Origin of the sequence: Comamonas sp. JUb58 (assembly GCF_004364775.1) — a bacterium.
Lineage (GTDB): Bacteria > Pseudomonadota > Gammaproteobacteria > Burkholderiales > Burkholderiaceae_C > Comamonas.
The window spans coordinates 121236-138501 of sequence record NZ_SOAL01000002.1 but is presented as its reverse complement, the minus strand read 5'-3'; the positions used below and the strand labels follow the sequence as shown (position 1 = coordinate 138501).

Annotated in this window: 15 protein-coding genes; 9 read left to right on the top strand and 6 right to left on the bottom strand. The window is 65.6% G+C overall.

Annotated features, from left to right (window positions below):
• Window positions 1-95: 95 nt before the first annotated feature.
• From dbpA to EDF71_RS02880, 4 genes are all read left to right on the top strand, one after another.
• Window positions 96-1505 carry an ATP-dependent RNA helicase DbpA gene (dbpA, locus tag EDF71_RS02895; protein ID WP_133855138.1) on the top strand — a complete coding sequence of 470 codons (1410 nt, stop codon included), beginning with the start codon at window positions 96-98 and terminating at the stop codon, window positions 1503-1505.
• 21 nt (window positions 1506-1526) lie between these two features.
• Window positions 1527-2480: a cation diffusion facilitator family transporter gene (locus EDF71_RS02890; protein WP_133855137.1), complete on the top strand. Its 954-nt coding sequence runs from the start codon at window positions 1527-1529 to the stop codon at window positions 2478-2480.
• Window positions 2481-2539: 59 nt separating this feature from the next.
• Entirely contained in the window at window positions 2540-3004 is a 465-nt protein-coding gene (gene dtd, locus EDF71_RS02885; RefSeq protein WP_133855136.1) for a D-aminoacyl-tRNA deacylase, read from the top strand.
• Window positions 3005-3089: 85 nt separating this feature from the next.
• Window positions 3090-3671, top strand: a complete 582-nt coding sequence (locus EDF71_RS02880) for a sugar O-acetyltransferase (protein WP_133855135.1) — start codon at window positions 3090-3092, stop codon at window positions 3669-3671.
• A 13-nt stretch (window positions 3672-3684) separates the two neighbouring features.
• Here the strand turns inward: EDF71_RS02880 and EDF71_RS02875 are convergent, their stop codons facing one another.
• The 5 genes from EDF71_RS02875 to EDF71_RS02855 all read right to left on the bottom strand — a co-directional run bounded on the left by EDF71_RS02875 (window position 3685) and on the right by EDF71_RS02855 (window position 7440).
• A complete protein-coding gene (locus tag EDF71_RS02875) occupies window positions 3685-4023 on the bottom strand; it encodes a DUF6616 family protein (protein ID WP_133855134.1) in 339 nt (112 codons plus the stop codon).
• Window positions 4024-4037: 14 nt separating this feature from the next.
• Window positions 4038-4808 (bottom strand): DNA alkylation repair protein, encoded by a 771-nt coding sequence (locus EDF71_RS02870; protein WP_133855133.1) that lies wholly within the window; start codon window positions 4806-4808, stop codon window positions 4038-4040.
• Window positions 4805-5299, bottom strand: a complete 495-nt coding sequence (locus EDF71_RS02865) for a MarR family transcriptional regulator (protein WP_133855132.1) — start codon at window positions 5297-5299, stop codon at window positions 4805-4807. The genes EDF71_RS02870 and EDF71_RS02865 overlap by 4 nt, the downstream gene beginning before the upstream one ends.
• Before the next feature lie 93 nt (window positions 5300-5392).
• A complete protein-coding gene (locus EDF71_RS02860; RefSeq protein WP_133855131.1) occupies window positions 5393-6754 on the bottom strand; it encodes a heavy metal sensor histidine kinase in 1362 nt (453 codons plus the stop codon).
• A complete protein-coding gene (locus EDF71_RS02855; protein ID WP_166656436.1) occupies window positions 6751-7440 on the bottom strand; it encodes a heavy metal response regulator transcription factor in 690 nt (229 codons plus the stop codon). The genes EDF71_RS02860 and EDF71_RS02855 overlap by 4 nt, the downstream gene beginning before the upstream one ends.
• A gap of 210 nt (window positions 7441-7650) precedes the next feature.
• Here EDF71_RS02855 and EDF71_RS02850 point away from each other — a divergent pair, with 210 nt between their 5' ends.
• The 4 genes from EDF71_RS02850 to EDF71_RS02835 all read left to right on the top strand — a co-directional run bounded on the left by EDF71_RS02850 (window position 7651) and on the right by EDF71_RS02835 (window position 14100).
• A complete protein-coding gene (locus EDF71_RS02850) occupies window positions 7651-8967 on the top strand; it encodes a TolC family protein (protein ID WP_133855129.1) in 1317 nt (438 codons plus the stop codon).
• 4 nt (window positions 8968-8971) lie between these two features.
• On the top strand, window positions 8972-10366 hold the full coding sequence (locus tag EDF71_RS02845; protein WP_133855128.1) for an efflux RND transporter periplasmic adaptor subunit: 1395 nt from the start codon (window positions 8972-8974) through the stop codon (window positions 10364-10366).
• A 12-nt stretch (window positions 10367-10378) separates the two neighbouring features.
• Window positions 10379-13558 carry a CusA/CzcA family heavy metal efflux RND transporter gene (locus tag EDF71_RS02840; RefSeq protein ID WP_133855127.1) on the top strand — a complete coding sequence of 1060 codons (3180 nt, stop codon included), beginning with the start codon at window positions 10379-10381 and terminating at the stop codon, window positions 13556-13558.
• 197 nt (window positions 13559-13755) lie between these two features.
• Complete coding sequence (locus EDF71_RS02835) at window positions 13756-14100, top strand: DUF4148 domain-containing protein (RefSeq protein ID WP_166656435.1); 345 nt, start codon at window positions 13756-13758, stop codon at window positions 14098-14100.
• A gap of 80 nt (window positions 14101-14180) precedes the next feature.
• On the opposite strand, the gene cadR is transcribed toward EDF71_RS02835, so the two are convergent.
• The gene (gene cadR, locus EDF71_RS02830) at window positions 14181-14615 is read right to left on the bottom strand and encodes a Cd(II)/Pb(II)-responsive transcriptional regulator (RefSeq protein WP_133855125.1); all 435 of its coding nucleotides are present in this window, start codon (window positions 14613-14615) and stop codon (window positions 14181-14183) included.
• Between the two features lie 419 nt (window positions 14616-15034).
• Here cadR and EDF71_RS02825 point away from each other — a divergent pair, with 419 nt between their 5' ends.
• Complete coding sequence (locus tag EDF71_RS02825; protein ID WP_279586273.1) at window positions 15035-17116, top strand: heavy metal translocating P-type ATPase; 2082 nt, start codon at window positions 15035-15037, stop codon at window positions 17114-17116.
• Window positions 17117-17266 lie beyond the last annotated feature (150 nt).

Sequence of the window (17266 nt, the reverse complement as noted above, 5' to 3'; positions counted from 1 at the left end):
AATCGCGTGGCTGCAGCGCTGCGGACGAGGGCGGATTTCAGGGCTTCCCGCCGGGTGGTTGGCGGCCACTAGCCCGGGCGCGGGATAATCTCGGCATGAACGCAACCAACACCCCCGCCAACGCAGCGGACGCCACCTCTTTCAGCCAACTGCCACTGGGCCAGACCATGCAGGCCAATCTGCAGCAGCTGGGCTATACGCAGATGACGGCGATCCAGGCGGCCAGCCTGCCCTTTGCGCTGCAAGGCAAGGATGTCATCGCCCAGGCCAGCACCGGCAGCGGCAAGACGGCCGCCTTTGGCCTGGCCCTGCTCGCCCGCCTGAACCCGCGCTGGTTTGCCGTGCAATCGCTGGTGCTCTGCCCCACCCGTGAGCTGGCCGACCAGGTCGCCACCGAAATCCGCCGCCTGGCGCGCGCCGAAGAGAACATCAAGGTCGTCACCGTCTACGGCGGTGTGCCTTCGCGCAACCAGATCGCCAGCCTGGAAAACGGCGCCCATATCATCGTCGGCACCCCGGGCCGGGTGATGGACCTGATGGAACGCAACGTGATCGACCTGGCCGCCCTCAACACCCTGGTGCTGGACGAGGCCGATCGCATGCTGGACATGGGCTTTTATGGCGATATCGTCACCGTGGCCAGCCAGTGCCCGGCCGAGCGCCAGACCCTGCTGTTCTCGGCCACCTACCCCGAGGGCATTGCCCAGCTGGCCGAGCGCTTCATGCGCGATCCGCAGACCGTCAAGGTCTCCTCGCAGCACAGCGCCCACAAGATCGAGCAGCGCTGGTACGAGGTCAAGGAAAGCGAGCGCCTGCATGCCGTATCGCAGCTGCTGGCGCATTTCCGGCCTGAATCGTCCATCGCCTTTTGCAACACCAAGCAGCAATGCCGCGACCTGGTTGAAGTGCTGCAGGCCCAAGGTGTGAGCGCGCTGGCGCTGTTTGGTGAGCTGGAGCAGCGCGAGCGCGACGAGGTGCTGGTGCAGTTTGCCAACCGCAGTTGCAGCGTGCTGGTGGCCACCGATGTGGCCGCGCGCGGGCTGGACATCGCCAACCTGGCCGCCGTCATCAACGTGGACACCACGCCCGATGCCGAAGTGCATATCCACCGCATCGGCCGCACCGGCCGGGGCGATGCCGAAGGCCTGGCGCTGAGCCTGGCCAGCATGGATGAGATGGGCTCGGTCGGCAAGATCGAGGTGCTGCAAGGCCGCGAGTCGCAGTGGCACCCGCTGAGCGAGCTGACCCCCGCATCCAACCAGCCCATGGTGCCGGCGATGCGCACCATCCAGATCATTGGCGGGCGCAAGGAAAAGATCCGTGCCGGTGACGTGCTGGGCGCGATGACGCGCGACTTTGGCTATACCAAGGAGCAGATCGGCAAGATCAATGTGAACGACTTCTCGACCTATGTGGCCGTCAGCCGCGACATCGCCCACAAGGCGGTGGACCGGCTCAACAGCGGCCGGGTCAAGGGCAAGACCGTGAAGGCGCGCCTGCTCTAAGCCCCTCCACACCCGCCCGCCATGAAGCCCGCCTTATCCGCCGCAGCGCACAGCCGCTGGACCACGCCCGAGAACCTGCTGCGCATCTCGGTGGTGGTGGCCATTGCCACCATTGCCCTCAAGACCAGCGCCTGGGCCGTCAGCGGCTCGGTGGGCTTGTTGTCCGATGCGCTGGAGTCGCTGGTCAACCTGGTGGGCGCCTTGTTTGCGCTGGGCATGGTGACCATCGCCAAGCGCCCGGCCGATGAGGGCCACCCCTATGGCCACACCAAGGCGGAATACTTCTCGGCCGGCTTTGAGGGCCTGCTGATCTTTGGCGCGGCCATGGCCATCGTCTGGGCCTCCGTGGACCGCCTGCTCCACCCCCAGCCGCTGGAACAGCTGGGTTGGGGCATTGCGCTGTCCATGTTCAGCACGGCGCTCAACGGCGGGCTGGCCTGGGTGATGCTGCGCGCAGCGCGCGAGCACCATTCGATGGCGCTGGAAGGCGATGGCCGCCACCTGATGACCGATGTCTGGACCTCGGTCGGCGTGGTTGGCGGCTTGCTGCTGGCGATGCTGACCGGCTGGCATTGGCTGGATGCGGTGCTGGGCATTGCGGTGGCGCTGCATATCTTCAAAGAAGGCGGCAAGCTGGTCTGGCGCTCGTCGCAGGGGCTGATGGACGAATCCATCGATGCCGAGACCCTTGCAAAAATTGAGCGCTGCGTGCGTGCCTTTGAGGCCCAAACCGCTGGCGCCGTGCATTGCGACAAGCTCAGCACCCGCCGCGCCGGCGCGCTGCACTTTATCGACATGCACCTGCACATGCCCGGCGACTGGAGCCTGGCCCATGCCACCCAGCTGCGCATGCAGCTGGAAGCAGCGCTGCTGCAAGAGCTGCCGCAGGCGCGCATCAGCATGGAAGTGCTGCCCCTGGGCGTGCAAACCCAGACCGAGGCCGTGCAGCGCGTTGGCGATGCACCCAGCCCCTGAACCATGAACCCCGGCTGCAGCGTTTGGGCCTGCCGCCTTTCCGGAAGCAAGAATCTCCCATGATCAGCGTATTGCAACGGGTGCGCGAAGCGCGTGTTGAAGTGGATGGCCAGGTGATCGGCCAGATCGGTCATGGCCTGCTGGCCCTGGTCTGCGCCGAGCGCGGCGACAGCCAGGCAGAAGCCGATAAGTTTTTGGCCAAGATGCTTAAGCTGCGCATCTTCCAGGACGAGGCCGGCAAGATGAACAAGAGCGTGGTCGATGTGGCCGGTGGCCTGCTGATCGTGAGCCAGTTCACGTTGGCGGCAGACACCAGCGGCGGCAACCGCCCCAGCTTTACCCAGGCCGCGCCACCGGCCGATGGCGAGCGCCTGTACGACTATGTGGTGGCGCAGGCGCGTGCGTTGCACCCCCAGGTGGCGACCGGCCGCTTTGGTGCGGACATGAAGGTTTACCTGATGAACGACGGCCCGGTGACGATCCCGCTGCGTGTTGCACCGGCCGCTGCGGCGACGGGCGCTTGAAGCCCATCCACAGCCAGGTCATCGGAGGCCAGCCAAGAGGCAGCTAGACTCAGTCCTTTTGCCACCGAGAGGACGAGAGATACCGATGACCGAGATGGAAAAAGCCGCTGCCGGCCTGCTGTACGACGCCAACCATGACCCCAGCGTGCTGCAACTGCGCGATGCCGCCAAGGAAAAGCTGTTTGCCTTCCAGCAGATTGGCGCGCACCAACGTGCCGAGCGCGAAGTGATTCTGCGCGGCCTGCTGGGCAAGCTGGGCCGCAACCCCGTGTTCGATGGCCCGTTTCTCTGTGACTACGGCTTCAACATCGAGATTGGCGACAACTTCTATACCAATGTGAACCTGGTCATCCTCGATGCCACCAAGGTCCGCATCGGCAACAACGTCTTCATCGCGCCCAACGTCGGCCTCTACACCTCCGGCCATCCGCTCGATGCCGGACGGCGCAACCAGGGCCTGGAGTTTGCCCTGCCCATCACCATTGGCGACAACGTCTGGATTGGAGCTGGCGTGCAGGTGCTGCCCGGCGTCAGCATCGGCGCGGGCAGCGTGATTGCGGCCGGCGCCATCGTCACCAAGGATGTGCCCGAAGGCGTGGTGAGCGCGGGCAACCCGGCGCGTGTGCTGCGTGCGATTACGGACAAGGACGCACAGGCCTACGCCTGAGTGGGCAGGCCCCTCAAGCCGCTGCCAATGCCGCCAGATGCGCATCCACCGTGCCTGTGCCACTGGCGGCATTCACATGCGCAAAGTAGCGGTACCAGCCGCTGGCCTCAATGGCGGCGAGCAAGGCATCGCGCGCCTGTGGATCAGGAAAGCGCCAGATACCCAGAAACTGGTGCGGGCTGGCTTGCGCAATGGCGGCATCGGTAGGGGCCAGCGACAGCAGCTCAATCCCCAGGCTGGAGAGCTGGCCCAGGCCTTGGCCGATGGCGGACAGGAACTGCTGGCGCTGTGCAGCAGGCAGCGCCTGCCAGGTGGCGTTCGGGGTATAGAGTTCGACAAGATAGCAGGACATGGCGGGGGCTTCTTTCAGCGAATGCTGCGCAGCGAGCGTTGACAGATGCGTTCGGTGCTGGGCGATGGCGCATCGCCCAGCCACTGGCTGCACAACTCGCGCACCCAGTCGGGCTGGTCTTTGGCAGCATCGTTGAGCCAGTTGGCGACGGAGTCCTGCACATAGACGCAAGGGTCAGCACGCAGCGCTTGCAGCAGTGGCAGGGCCTGCGCAGGCGCCTTCTTGAGCGCGGCGATGTGCGCGCACCAGACGCCGCGCGGCCGCAGTGCCTCGCAGGCAAAGCGGCGCAGCTTGTCAGACCGTGATGCCGTCCAGGGCATCAGCTGCGCGATGGCCTGGTCCAGATCGCTGGCCAGGTGCGGGCGCAAGGCCATCCAGGCCCATTCGCGCACCCCAAAATGCCCATCATCGGCCAGGCTTTCAATGGCGGCCAGCCGTGCCGGCAGGGCCAACCCCGCTAGGGCGCCCACCATAAAACAGGCCCAGCCGCGCACGGTATCTGCCGGGTGGCTGCGGCACTGCGCGATGCCCTCGGGGCCCAGCGCATCCAGCAGCAGCTCGCCCATGCGGCCCATGCGTTTAAGGATGCCCAGCGCGCAAGCAGCATCGGCCTGCTGCAAGGTCTGGGCAGAAAGACCAGGAAAGACTGTGCGCAGCAACTGCGCCTGGTTCAGCGCCGTGCATTCAGCCAGGGTGGCGGTGGCGATCTCGCCGTTGGACAGCGCTTGCAGCATATCGGCGGGGATATCCGCAGCGCGGCTGGCACCTTTGCGCGGGCTGCTCATGGCGCTGCTTGGCCCAGGTTGCGGGCTACCTTGTCCAGCAGCTGGGCCAACTGCTGGCGCTCGTTGGCTGACAGGCCACCGTACAGCCCTGCGATCCAGTGGCTGTGCTGCGCAAATACCTGTTGTGCCACTTGCTGGCCTTTGCCGGTGAGCCGTATGCGCAGCGCGCGGCGGTCGCTGGCCTCGGCATGGCGGGCCACCAGGCCTTCGCGCTCCAGGCCATCGAGCAGGCCGGTAACCGTCGCCCGGGTCACGCCCGCGCGCTCGGCCAGGATGTTGGGCGCCAGGCCATCGGGCGCCGCGTCCAGCAGGAACAGCAGCACAAAGCGCCCTTCCGACAGGCCATGCGGCGCCAGCAGGCGGGCGCAGTCGCGGTCAACGTCTCCTGCCAGCGTGAGCGTCTGGAAGCAGAGGCGAATCCCTGCCACATCGGGCATGCCGCGCCGCTGGGCTTCGTCGAGCAGGGCGTTGTACTTTTGGGCGAGTTGCATGGTGGCGGCTTATAGTAAGGTGGCTAATTATATATGCAAAGCAAGCCGTAGGTTGCAACCCGGGGCTGATCGCGGCAGTCGGGTAGCGCTCTGTTAAACGGCGGGCGCTACCGGCAGAATCAGCCCAAACGTTGTCTCGCCGCCCTGTGACTGCGCAAACACCGAGCCGCCATGCATCTTGGCGATGGCTTTGACAATGGCCAGGCCCAGGCCATGGTTGCGCTCCGAGTTGTGGCGTGAGGCATCAGCGCGGTAGAAGCGGTCAAACAGATGGCGCAGGTGTTCGGGCGCAATGTCTGGCCCGGTGTTGGTCACAGAGATAACGGCATGGGCATGCTCGTGCTGCCAGCGCGTGCGAATGTCGATGCGGATGGCCGAGCCGGCCAGCGCATAGCGGGTGGCATTGCTCAGCAGGTTGGACAGCGCGCGGCGCAGCAGCGGCGCATCGACCTGGGCATGGGCGTCGCCGATGACATCCAGGCGCAGATCGGCATCGAGCGCGACAGCTTCATAGAACTCAACGACATCCTGGGCCACAGCGGCCAGGCTGACCACGCCCGTCTCGCGCGCGCCCACGCCCTGGTCGGCGCGTGACAGAAACAGCATGTCGCCCACCATGCCGGCGATGCGGCGCAGGTCTTCGAGGTTGGAGGCCAGCACATCGCGCAGCTCATCGACCGCGCGGGGTTTGCGCAACAGCACCTCGGTGCTGGAGATCAAAGTAGCCAGCGGCGTGTTGAGCTCATGCGCCACATCGGCATTGAAGGCTTCGAGCTGGCGGTAGGCATCGGCGAGGCGATCAAGCAAGGCATTGAACTGGGTGACGATGGGCTGCAGCTCCTGGGGCAGGCCGCCTCCGTCCAGCCTGCGCTCAAAATCCCGGGCCGACAGCATGCTGATCTGCGAGACCAGCGACGCGATGGGCCGCAGGCTGCGCTGCACCAGCAGGCCGCCAAACAGCGCCAGCAGCAGGGAGCCGGCGACCATGGCCGCAAACAAGGTCCAGCCCAGGCCGCGCAGCAGCTCCTCGTCCGGGCGCAGGTCCATCACCAAGGTGGCAGTAGCAGCACGCGCCTGGTGGTACTGGGGCGCGGTGATGCCCACGGCAAAGCTCCGGCGCATGGTGTGGTGGCTGCTCCAGTCGGCCGGGATGCTGTCGAACAGCACATGGCCCTCGTTGTCCACCACGCGGATCGCATAGTCGCCGTGGCCGGCCAGAAAATCGGTAAGCAGGTGGTCCAGCGCCTTGTCGCGGTGGGCCGTGCTGTCGTCGCGCAGCACATGCATCAGGGACTGCTGCTTTTGGTCGAGCATCTCCTTTTGGCGAGCCGACAAGGTGTTGTCAAACACCAGAAACACCACGAGGCTGACAGCGCCCAGGCCCAGCATGGACAGCAGCGCCATCCAGCGCGAGAGCCGGCGCCCCAGGTGCGGTACGGCTGGCGCTGCGCTCATGGCTGGGCCCGGCTCTCCAGCACATAGCCCATGCCGCGCACGGTGTGGATCAACGGCGTGGCAAAGGGCTGGTCGACCTTCATGCGCAGGCGCCGCACGGCCACTTCGACCACATTGGTCTCGCTGTCAAAGTTCATGTCCCAGACTTGGGAGGCGAGTTCGGTGCGCGACAGCACCTCGCCCTGGCGGCGCAGCAGCAGCGCCAGCAGGTTGAATTCCTTGGCTGTCAGATCGAGCCGCACACCGGCACGCACAGCCTTGCGGCGGATCAGATCCAGCTCCAGATCGGCCTGGCGCAGCACCGTGGGTTCGGGCGACGCCGGGTGGGCCTGCGCGCGGCGCAGCAGCACCTGGATGCGGGCCACCAGTTCGGAAAACGCAAAGGGCTTGATCAGGTAGTCATCGGCACCGCTTTGCAGACCGCGCACCCGGTCTTGCACATCGGCGCGGGCCGTCAGCATCAGCACCGGGGTGGATTTGGATTGGCGCAATGCCGCCAGCACGGCAAAACCGTCGATGCCGGGCAGCATGCCGTCGAGCACGACCAGGTCGTAGTCCAGCTCCATGGCCAGGTGCAGGCCATCGATGCCGTTGGTGGCGACATCGACTGTGTAGCTCTCCTCGGCCAGACCTTTGCGAAGGTACTCGCCGAGCTTGGCTTCGTCTTCAATCAGCAGCAGTCTCATGGCCGCCATTGTCTCTGATGGCCGATGCGGGCGTGGATTACAAATTTGTCATCTTTCCGTCGGCCTGGTGTTGGTTGCCGCTTTCTACAGTCGCTGGCATCGCATAGGGATACCGCCTGCAACTGGGGTCTGCGCTGCGGGCCGACTCTGTCTGGCCCTGCGCTGCCAAGGCCTGGTTGTGCGCGGTCCGCCACCACAGGAGAAGCCGCTATGACCACCCCGCCGCTAGCCCCCAAAAGGGCCGGCACCCCATCACCCCGCCCCGCATGGCCTGCCTGGTTGCTGAGCGCCGCGCTGGCCAGCGCCTGGCTGCCCCAGGCCCATGCAGAAACCTATGTCGAAGCGCCTGCGCAGGCCACGCCAACCATCACGCTGGCCGCCGCCTGGGACAAGGCCCTGGCCGCCAACCCGGGCTTGCAAGCAGCCCGCTATGGCGCGGCCGCTGCCGACGGCCTGGTGATGCAAAGCCAGGCACGCCCGAACCCGGAGCTCTCGGTCAATATCGAAGACACCCGGCCCGAGACCCGTACCCACACCGTGCAGATCAACCAGCTGATCGAGCTGGGTGGCAAGCGCGAGGCGCGCATGCAGCTGGCTGATACCGAAAAGGCAGCGGCCGAGGCGGGGGTGACGGCGGCACTGGCGGCCTTGCGCTACCAGCTGCTCCTCAACTTCAACGAGCTGCTGCTGGCCCAGCAGCGGGTGGATTTTGCGACCCAAATCCATGCGCTGGCGACGCAGGCGCTGAACGCAGCCAACAAACGGGTGCAGGCGGGCAAGGTGCCACCGCTGGAGGCCAGCCGCGCCCTGGTGGCGCAGGCCAATGCGGCCATGGAGCTGGAGCAGGCCCGCGCCTTGACGGGCGTGGCGCAGCAGAACCTGGCCGCGCTCTGGGGCGGGCGCGGCGCCGAGCTGGGCCTGGCCAGCGGCGACTTTTTGACCACCACGGCGGCACCGACCGCCGAGCAACTGGACCAGCGTCTGGATGAGGCGCCCGCCATGCTGCTAGCCCAGCGCGCGCTGGCGCAAAGCCAGGCCGCATCGGCGGTCGAGCGCAGCAAGCGCGTGCAGGATCCGACGGTGAGCCTGGGCGTCAAGCGCGCCCGGGATGTTGGGCGCAACCAGGTGTTTGTCGGCGTCAGCATCCCCTTGCCGCTGTTTGACCGCAATGCCGGCAACCAGCTGCAGGCCTTGCGCAAGGTGGACCAGGCCGAGCAGCAACTGCAGGACCAGCGCCTGCAACTGCAGGCCCAGGTGTTTGCAGCGCGCCAGCAGTGGCTCAGCAGCAACCAGCAGGTGGCGCTGCTGCAAAGCCAGGTGCTGCCCACGGCGCAGTCCGCCTATGACCTGGCCGTGCGTGGCTTCTCGCTGGGCAAGTTCAGCTTTCTGGACGTGCTGGATGCCCAGCGCAGCCTGTTTGACAGCCGGCGCCAACTGCTGGACCAGCTGATGGCATCGCACCGCGCCCGTGCGGAGATTGAACGCATCTTTGGTACGCCAGCGCTGGCGGCCGCTACAGGAACCTGAACCCATGTCCGAGAAAACCAGATTCGATAGCTCGCTGAGCGCGTCCAAACAGTGGATTGCAGCGGCGCTGATTGCAGCCGCTGGTGTGGCCGGTGGCGCCTATTTGTTGCGAGGCCCTGGCAGTGCAGCCGCTGCACCGGCATCAGGCCATGCCGATGCGCCATCCCACAAAGATGGCGAGCACCATGGCGAGGCCGCTGCCAAGACGGGTGCCAAAGCAGGTGCCCAGGCCGATGCGCACCAGGAGGCAGACCAGCATGGCGATGGCGAACACCACGATGACAAAGCCGAGGCCGGCAGCAAGGATGCGCACGGCGCTGCGGCCGGCGGCCATGCCGAAGGCGAAGCAGCGGGCGAGGGCCTGGTCAAGCTGAGCCCTGCGCAGGCCAAGGCGGCCGGTGTGGTGGTGGCCCAGGCGGGGCGGGCGTCCATCAAGAAGCAGGTGCTGCTGCCCGGCGAGATCCGCTTTGACGAAGACCGCACGGCCCATGTGGTGCCCAGGGTGGCGGGGGTGGTGGCGTCCGTCCATGCGCAGCTGGGCGAGCAGGTGGCCAAGGGGCAGCTGCTGGCGGTGATCCAGAGCTCGGCGGTGTCGGACCAGCGCAGCGAGCTGCAAACGGCGCAGCGGCGCCTGGCTTTTGCCAAGCGCAACCACGAGCGCGAAAAGCAGCTGTGGCAGGAGCGCATCTCTGCCGAGCAGGATTACCAGGCAGCCCAACAAGCGCTGCAGGAGGCCGAGATTGCCGTGGCCAATGCCGCCCAAAAGCTGTCCGCCATTGGTGCGGGCGCGGGCGCGGACGCGGGCACCGGCGGATCCAGCCGCTACGAGCTGCGCGCGCCGCTGGCCGGCATGGTCGTCGAGAAGCACCTGACCGTGGGCGAATCGGTGACCGACAGCACGGCCTCGTTCACCGTGTCGGACCTGCGCTCGGTCTGGGCGGAGATCAGCGTGGCCGCGCCGCAGCTGCCGGATGTGCGCATGGGGGCGCCAGTCGTCGTGCGTGCCACCGCTTTTGACTCCCAGGCCGAAGGCCGGATTGCCTATGTGGGTGCCTTGATTGGCGCGCAAACCCGCACGGCGCCGGCGCGTGTGGCGCTGGCCAACCCGCAAGGGGTATGGCGGCCGGGCCTGTTTGTCGATGTGGAACTGCTGGCTGGCGAATCGCCCGTCCCCATTGCGGTGGACGCCAAGGCCATCCAGCGCCCGGATGGCAAGGAGAGCGTGGTGTTTGTGCCAGCCGAGGGCGGCTACCAGGCCCAGGTGGTGCAGCTGGGTGCGACGGATGGCAAGACCACCGAGGTGACATCGGGCCTGAAAGCGGGGCAGCGCTATGTCAAGGAGGGCTCGTTCATGCTGCGGGCCGAGCTGGGCAAGGCATCTGCCGAGCACGCGCATTGATCGGGGGTCCGCATGTTTGAGCGCATCATCCGTTTTTCCATCGAGCAGCGCTGGCTGGTCATCCTGGCAGTTTTTGCCATGGCTGCGCTGGGCGTCTTCAGCTACCAGCGCCTGTCCATCGATGCCGTCCCTGACATCACCAATGTGCAGGTGCAGATCAACACCCAGGCGGCGGGCTACTCGCCGCTGGAGACCGAGCAACGCATCACCTACCCCATCGAGACGGTGATGGCAGGCTTGCCGCAGCTGGAGCAGACCCGTTCGCTGTCGCGCTACGGTCTGTCGCAGGTGACCGTGATCTTCAAGGACGGCACCGACATCTACTTTGCGCGCCAGCTGGTCAATGAGCGCATACAGGAAGCGCGCGAGAAGCTGCCGCCCGGTATTGCACCGAGCATCGGCCCCATCTCCACCGGCCTGGGCGAAATCTACCTCTGGACCGTGGAGGCCGAGGAGGGCGCGAAGAAGGCCGATGGCAGCCTCTACACACCCATGGACCTGCGCGAGATCCAGGACTGGGTCATCAAACCGCAGCTGCGCAATGTGCCCGGTGTGACCGAGATCAACTCGATCGGCGGCTTTGCCAAGGAGTACCTGGTGGCGCCCCGGCCGGACAAGCTCGCGTCCTATGGCATCTCGATGGACAAGCTGGTGGCGGCACTGCAGAGCAACAACACCAATGTGGGCGCCGGCTATATCGAGCGCGAAGGCGAGCAGTACCTGATCCGCGCGCCTGGCCAGGTCAAGGGCATTGCAGACATCCAGGAGGTGATTGTGGGCAGCACCCAAGGCCAGCCGGTGCGCGTGCGCGACCTGGCCGAGGTGAGCCTGGGCCGCGAGCTGCGCACCGGTGCTGCCACCGACAACGGCCGTGAGGTGGTGCTGGGCACCGTGTTCATGCTGATCGGGGAGAACAGCCGCATCGTCTCCAAGGCGGTGGATGCGCGCATGGAGTCGATCCGCAAGACCCTCCCGGAGGGGGTGAAGATCGTGACCGTCTACGACCGCACCACCTTGGTGGAAAAAGCCATTGCCACGGTGAAGAAAAACCTGGTCGAAGGCGCGGCGCTGGTGGTGGTGGTGCTGTTTCTGTTCCTGGGCAATATCCGCGCTGCGCTGATCACGGCGCTCATCATTCCGCTATCAATGCTGTTCACCTTTAGCGGCATGGTGAAGTACGGCATCAGCGCCAACCTGATGAGCCTGGGCGCGCTGGATTTCGGCATCATCATCGACGGGGCGGTCGTTATTGTGGAGAACTGCGTGCGGCGCCTGGCGCATGCGCAGGAGCGCAAGGGCAGCCCGCTGTCGCGCAGCGAGCGCTTTCATGAGGTGTTTGCCGCAGCCAAGGAATCGCGCCGGCCGCTGCTGTTCGGCCAGTTGATCATCATGGTGGTCTACCTGCCGATCTTTGCGCTGACGGGGGTGGAGGGCAAGATGTTCCACCCGATGGCGCTGACCGTGGTGCTGGCGCTGGCGGGCGCGATGCTGCTGTCCATCACCTTTATCCCGGCGGCGATTGCCTTGTTCATCGGCAACAAGGTGGGCGAGAAGGAAAACCGCCTGATGACCTGGGCGCGCAAGGCCTACGAGCCCTTGCTGGTGCGGGTGATGCGCATGCCGGTGGTGGTGTTGACGACGGCCGTCGTGGCCGTGGCGCTGAGCCTGCTGCTGGCATCGCGCCTGGGCAGCGAGTTTGCGCCGAATCTGAACGAGGGCGATTTCGCGATCCAGGCGCTGCGGGTGCCGGGCACCAGCCTCACGCAATCGCTGGAGATGCAGATGCAGATCGAGCGGGCGCTCAAGGACCAGGTGCCCGAGATCGAGCGCGTGTTTGCCCGCACCGGCACGGCCGAGATTGCCTCGGACCCGATGCCGCCCAATATCTCGGACGGCTACATCATGCTCAAGCCGCGTGCGCAGTGGCCCGATCCAAAGCGCAGCCGCGAGGATCTGCTCGCCCAGGTGCAGGAAGTGGTCGAGGCGATACCGGGCAGCAACTACGAGTTCTCGCAACCAATTCAGCTGCGCTTTAATGAGTTGATATCGGGCGTGCGCAGCGATGTGGCGGTGAAGGTGTTTGGCGATGACATGCAGGTGCTGGAGCGCACCGCCCAATCGATTGCCGCGATGCTGCAGAAGGTGCCCGGCGCCTCCGAGGTGAAGGTGGAGCAGACCACGGGCCTGCCAATGCTGACGGTGCAGGTGGACCGGGAAAAGGCATCGCGCTATGGCCTGAACATGGGCGATGTGCAGCAGACCATTGCCACGGCCGTGGGCGGCCAGGATGCCGGCACGGTGTTTGAAGGCGACCGCCGCTTTGGCATCCAGGTGCGCCTGCCCGAGGCGCTGCGCAGCGATCTGGCTGCGCTGGAGCGCCTGCCCATTGCGCTGCCGCAGCAGGAGGGCAGCCGGCTGGGTTTTGTGCCCTTGTCGGCGGTGGCCAGCTTTGCGCTGTCGCCCGGGCCCAACCAGGTCAGCCGTGAAGATGGCAAGCGCCGCATTGTGGTGAGCGCCAATGTGCGCGGCCGCGATATCGGCTCCTTTGTCGAACAGGCGCAGCAGGACCTGGGCGCGATGGCGCTGCCCAGCGGCTACTGGACGCGCTGGGGCGGCACCTTTGAGAACATGCAATCCGCCCAGCAGCGGCTGCAGATTGTGGTGCCCGTCGCGCTGCTGCTGGTCTTCACCTTGCTGTTTGCGATGTTCAACAACGTGCGCGATGGCCTGATCGTCTTTACCGGCATTCCGTTTGCGCTGACCGGCGGCATTCTGGCGCTGTGGATGCGCGGTATTCCGCTGTCCATCTCGGCAGCGATCGGTTTTATTGCGCTGTCCGGTGTGGCCGTGTTGAACGGCTTGGTGATGATCTCGTCGATCCGCGCGCTGCGCGAGGGTGGGCTGGCCGTTCCCGATGCTGTGCACACCGGTGCGCTGTCGCGCCTGCGCCCCGTGCTGATGACGGCCCTGGTGGCATCGCTGGGCTTTGTGCCGATGGCCATTGCAACCGGCACGGGTGCCGAGGTGCAGCGACCGCTGGCGACCGTGGTGATTGGCGGCATCTTGTCGTCCACTGCTTTGACCTTGTTGGTCCTCCCGCTGTTGTACCGCCTGGTGCACCGGCGCGATCCGTCGGAGGACGAACTGGATGACAAAGAGAGCGTTGAGAAGCCCGCTGCGCACCCGGCCTGAGCCTCTTCATCGCACTGACAACCAAGCCATGACCTAACCCGCCATGGCTTTGTTTTATCTGCGGTTGGTGCAGCCCGCGCATTGCAGCAATGTCATCTTGCTGTGGGGCTTTGGTCAGCGTGTTTTTTCAACAATGGAGCCATCTCGAATGCAGTCGCAGCGAGAGTACATCCACCCTCATGAAAGGCATTGCAACCATGCAAAAGACACGCACTTCCACCCTGTTGTCCCTGGCGTTCGCAGCCCTGTCGCTGGGCATGCTGAACAGCGCATCGGCCAGCGCGACCTTGCACTCGGCTCCGACGGAAAAGGGCTACGAGCTCTACCCCGAGCATGCGCAGCCGGGCAAGAGCCGCGCGCAGGTGCAGGCAGAGACGGTAGAGGCGCTGCAAAAGCGCGGCCCCAACGCCTTGCGCAGCAGCAACTACCCGCCCGCGCCTGTCGCTTCCGGTCCAGGCAAGACACGCCAGCAGGTGATGGACGAGTACAGCAGCGAGACGCCGGCGGAGAGAAAGGCCCGCTTGCAAATGTTCCGTGGCTGAACACCGTGGCTCTGGAAGGTGGCGCAGTGCGCCACCTTTTTTTGCGCCGACTGATCTAACAACGAACCAGCGCCCAAGGCCTAGCGCACATGCAGATGCTGTTTGACCGCCGGTGTCGCTGGCGTCTCGGCCAGGCCGGCGAGGATGCCGCAGTGCTCCACGTCCTGGCTGCCCCGGCAGCGGTCGCGCAGGGCGATCAGCTGGGCCTCCAGTCCGCGCAGCTCCTGGATGCGCAGGGCGACATGGCCGATATGCGCTTCGATCAGCTTGTCGACGGTTTCGGCGCAGTCCTGGGCCGGCTCGTCCTTGTAGCGCAGCAGCTCGCGCACTTCATCCAGTGACATCTGCAGCCCCCGGCAGTTGCGGATGAACTGCAGGCGCTCCAGGTGTTGCTCTTCGTAGACGCGGTAGTTGCTGGCAGTGCGCGTGGGCTGCGGCAGCAGGCCTTCGCGCTCGTAGTAGCGGATGGTTTCCACGGGTGTTGCAGAGGCCGTGGCCAGTTCACCGATTTTCATGTCATTGCCCTCATGTCCATACGGAGTCTAGCGATTTAGGCTTGACATTGTAGTTACTACAGGGTTTTTAATCGAAGCAACAGGGAGCACGCTCAATGACCCAAACGAATTCCAACCCAGTTACCGCCCACTCCGACACCGCGCAGCGCCATGCCCATGGCCATGCAGCGGCATCCTGCTGCGCCGGCAAAGACCACCAGGCCACCGCCGTGGCCGCGAAGGGGCATGGCCACAGCCATGACCATGGCCACGATCACAGCCATGGTCACGACCATGCGCATTCGCATTCCCACGCCCCAGCAGCAACGGCTGCAGCGCATGCGCATAGCGACTGCTGCACCCCCGATCTGGGCCCTGCCGCCCAGGCCAGCTCGGCCTTGAAGGCCGATGAGGGCGCCTTGCTGCTGCGCATTCCCGCGATGGACTGCCCCGTGGAAGAGGGGCAGATTCGCCAGATCCTTGAAGGCGCAGCGGGCGTCAAGCTGCTGCAGTTTGACCTGCCTGCCCGCACCTTGCGGGTGGAAGCCGACCCGCAGCAATGGGCTGCAGTGACCGAGAAGATCCAGGCCGCAGGCTTTGCCACCGAGACGCTGTCAGCGCCACCCGCTGCTGCCGATGTGCAAAAGGCGCAGCGTGTAGAGCTCTACCGCCTGATTGCGGCCTTGGTGGTGGCGGCCACCGCAGAGCTGCTGCACCTGCTGACACCTGAGACCTCGGTCTGGCGCATGGTCGGCATGGCGGTGGCCGCGCTGGCGATTGCGTTGTCGGGCCTGGGCGTGTTCAAGAAAGGCCTGTCGGCCTTGCTGCGCGGCCAGCTGGGCATCAATGCGCTGATGAGCGTGGCGGTGATCGGCGCCTTTGTGATCGGCCAGTGGCCTGAGGCGGCCATGGTGATGGCGCTGTACTCGCTGGCCGAGCTGATCGAGGCGCGCTCGGTGGACCGCGCGCGCAATGCGATTGCCCAGCTGCTGGCGCTGTCGCCGCCGCAGATTGAGGCCAGACAGACCGATGGCAGCTGGCAGATCCAGGATGCCAAGACGGTGGCCGTCGGCACCCTGGCGCGGGTCAAGCCCGGCGAGCGTTTTGCGCTGGATGGCGTGGTGACCAGCGGCCAAAGCGCGGTAGACCAGTCCTCCGTCACCGGCGAGAGCATTCCGGTGGACAAGGCGCCGGGCGACCCGGTGTTTGCCGGCACCATCAACCAAAGCGGCTCGCTGGAGTTTGAGGTCAGCAAACGCTCGACCGACACGGTGCTGGCCCGCATCATCCACGCAGTGGAGCAGGCCCAGGGCCAGCGTGCGCCCACGCAGCGTTTTGTGGACAGCTTTGCCCGCATCTACACCCCTGCCGTTTTTGTGCTGGCGGTTGCAGTCGCCGTGCTGCCCCCGTTGATGCTGGGCTGGCCTTGGCTGACCGCTATCTACAAGGCCCTGGTGCTGCTGGTCATTGCCTGCCCTTGCGCACTGGTGATCTCGACGCCGGTGACCGTTGTCAGCGGCCTGTCTGCAGCGGCCCGCCGCGGCATTCTGGTCAAGGGCGGTGCCTATCTGGAAGAGGCGCGCAAGCTGCGCGTCGTCGCCCTGGACAAGACCGGCACCATCACCGCTGGAACCCCCCAGCTGGTGCAGACCCGTATGCTGTCGACCAGAACCGATGCCCAGCAGATCGAGCGCATCGCCAAGAGCCTGGCTGCACGCTCGGACCACCCCGTCTCCAAGGCGGTCGCCGCCGGTATCGATGGCGAGGCGTTGGAGGTGGATAACTTTGCGGCCGAGCTGGGCCGTGGCGTCAAAGGCGATATCGCCGGCCAGAGCTATGTGCTGGGCAACCACCGCTGGATCCACGAACGCGGCCAGTGCTCTGCCGAGGTGGAGGCGTTGATGCTGGCGATGGAGGAGCAGGGGCAGACCGTCTCAGTGCTGGCCAGCGCACAAGGCGTGCTGGGGCTGTTTGCGGTGGCCGACACCACCAAGGAATCGAGCAAGCAGGCCATAGCCGAGCTGAAGGCCCTGGGCATCCGCACGGTGATGCTGACCGGCGACAACGAAGCCACCGCCCGCGCCATTGCTGCGCAGGTAGGCATCGACGAGGTCAAGGCCAACCTGCTGCCCGAGGACAAGCTCCAGGTCATCAACGGCCTGGTGGCCCAGCAACCGGCTGGCATGGTGGGCGATGGCGTCAATGACTCCCCCAGCTTGGCGGCCGCCTCTATCGGATTCTCGATGGGCGGCGCCGGCACCGACATCGCCAAGGAGGCCGCCGACATCCTCATCATGAACGACGACCTGCGCCGCGTGCCTGAAACCGTGCAGCTGTCCAAACGCACCTACGCCATCCTGTGGCAGAACATCATCTTCGCGCTGGGTATCAAGGTGGTGTTCTTTGCGCTGGCGGTGTTTGGCAATGCATCCATGTGGATGGCGGTGTTTGCGGATATGGGGGCGAGTTTGTTGGTGGTGTTCAATGGGCTGCGGTTGCTGCGGGGTGGGGGCAAGGCATAGGCTTGCTCATTTGAACAGGTTGTTGGGCGCCGCTTGTCTTTCCTGACGTTCAAGACAGCCATCACATCGCCGAGCGATCTAGCTCTTGCAGCCTGCATTCAGTCAGCAGCGGAAGCTAGGCCTCGGCGATGTTCTTGTGGATGCAGATAG

Bases quoted from the DNA above. Each gene is read 5' to 3' on its own strand.
- dbpA (WP_133855138.1), top strand. From the start codon at position 96: ATGAACGCAACCAACACCCCCGCCAACGCAGCGGACGCCACCTCTTTC.
- EDF71_RS02855 (WP_166656436.1), bottom strand. From the start codon at position 7,440: ATGAGACTGCTGCTGATTGAAGACGAAGCCAAGCTCGGCGAGTACCTT.
- EDF71_RS02860 (WP_133855131.1), bottom strand. From the start codon at position 6,754: ATGAGCGCAGCGCCAGCCGTACCGCACCTGGGGCGCCGGCTCTCGCGC.
- EDF71_RS02870 (WP_133855133.1), bottom strand. From the start codon at position 4,808: ATGAGCAGCCCGCGCAAAGGTGCCAGCCGCGCTGCGGATATCCCCGCC.
- EDF71_RS02875 (WP_133855134.1), bottom strand. From the start codon at position 4,023: ATGTCCTGCTATCTTGTCGAACTCTATACCCCGAACGCCACCTGGCAG.
- cadR (WP_133855125.1), bottom strand. From the start codon at position 14,615: ATGAAAATCGGTGAACTGGCCACGGCCTCTGCAACACCCGTGGAAACC.
- EDF71_RS02845 (WP_133855128.1), top strand. From the start codon at position 8,972: ATGTCCGAGAAAACCAGATTCGATAGCTCGCTGAGCGCGTCCAAACAG.
- EDF71_RS02825 (WP_279586273.1), top strand. From the start codon at position 15,035: ATGGACTGCCCCGTGGAAGAGGGGCAGATTCGCCAGATCCTTGAAGGC.
- EDF71_RS02890 (WP_133855137.1), top strand. From the start codon at position 1,527: ATGAAGCCCGCCTTATCCGCCGCAGCGCACAGCCGCTGGACCACGCCC.
- EDF71_RS02865 (WP_133855132.1), bottom strand. From the start codon at position 5,299: ATGCAACTCGCCCAAAAGTACAACGCCCTGCTCGACGAAGCCCAGCGG.
- EDF71_RS02835 (WP_166656435.1), top strand. From the start codon at position 13,756: ATGCAAAAGACACGCACTTCCACCCTGTTGTCCCTGGCGTTCGCAGCC.
- EDF71_RS02840 (WP_133855127.1), top strand. From the start codon at position 10,379: ATGTTTGAGCGCATCATCCGTTTTTCCATCGAGCAGCGCTGGCTGGTC.
- EDF71_RS02880 (WP_133855135.1), top strand. From the start codon at position 3,090: ATGACCGAGATGGAAAAAGCCGCTGCCGGCCTGCTGTACGACGCCAAC.
- EDF71_RS02850 (WP_133855129.1), top strand. From the start codon at position 7,651: ATGACCACCCCGCCGCTAGCCCCCAAAAGGGCCGGCACCCCATCACCC.
- dtd (WP_133855136.1), top strand. From the start codon at position 2,540: ATGATCAGCGTATTGCAACGGGTGCGCGAAGCGCGTGTTGAAGTGGAT.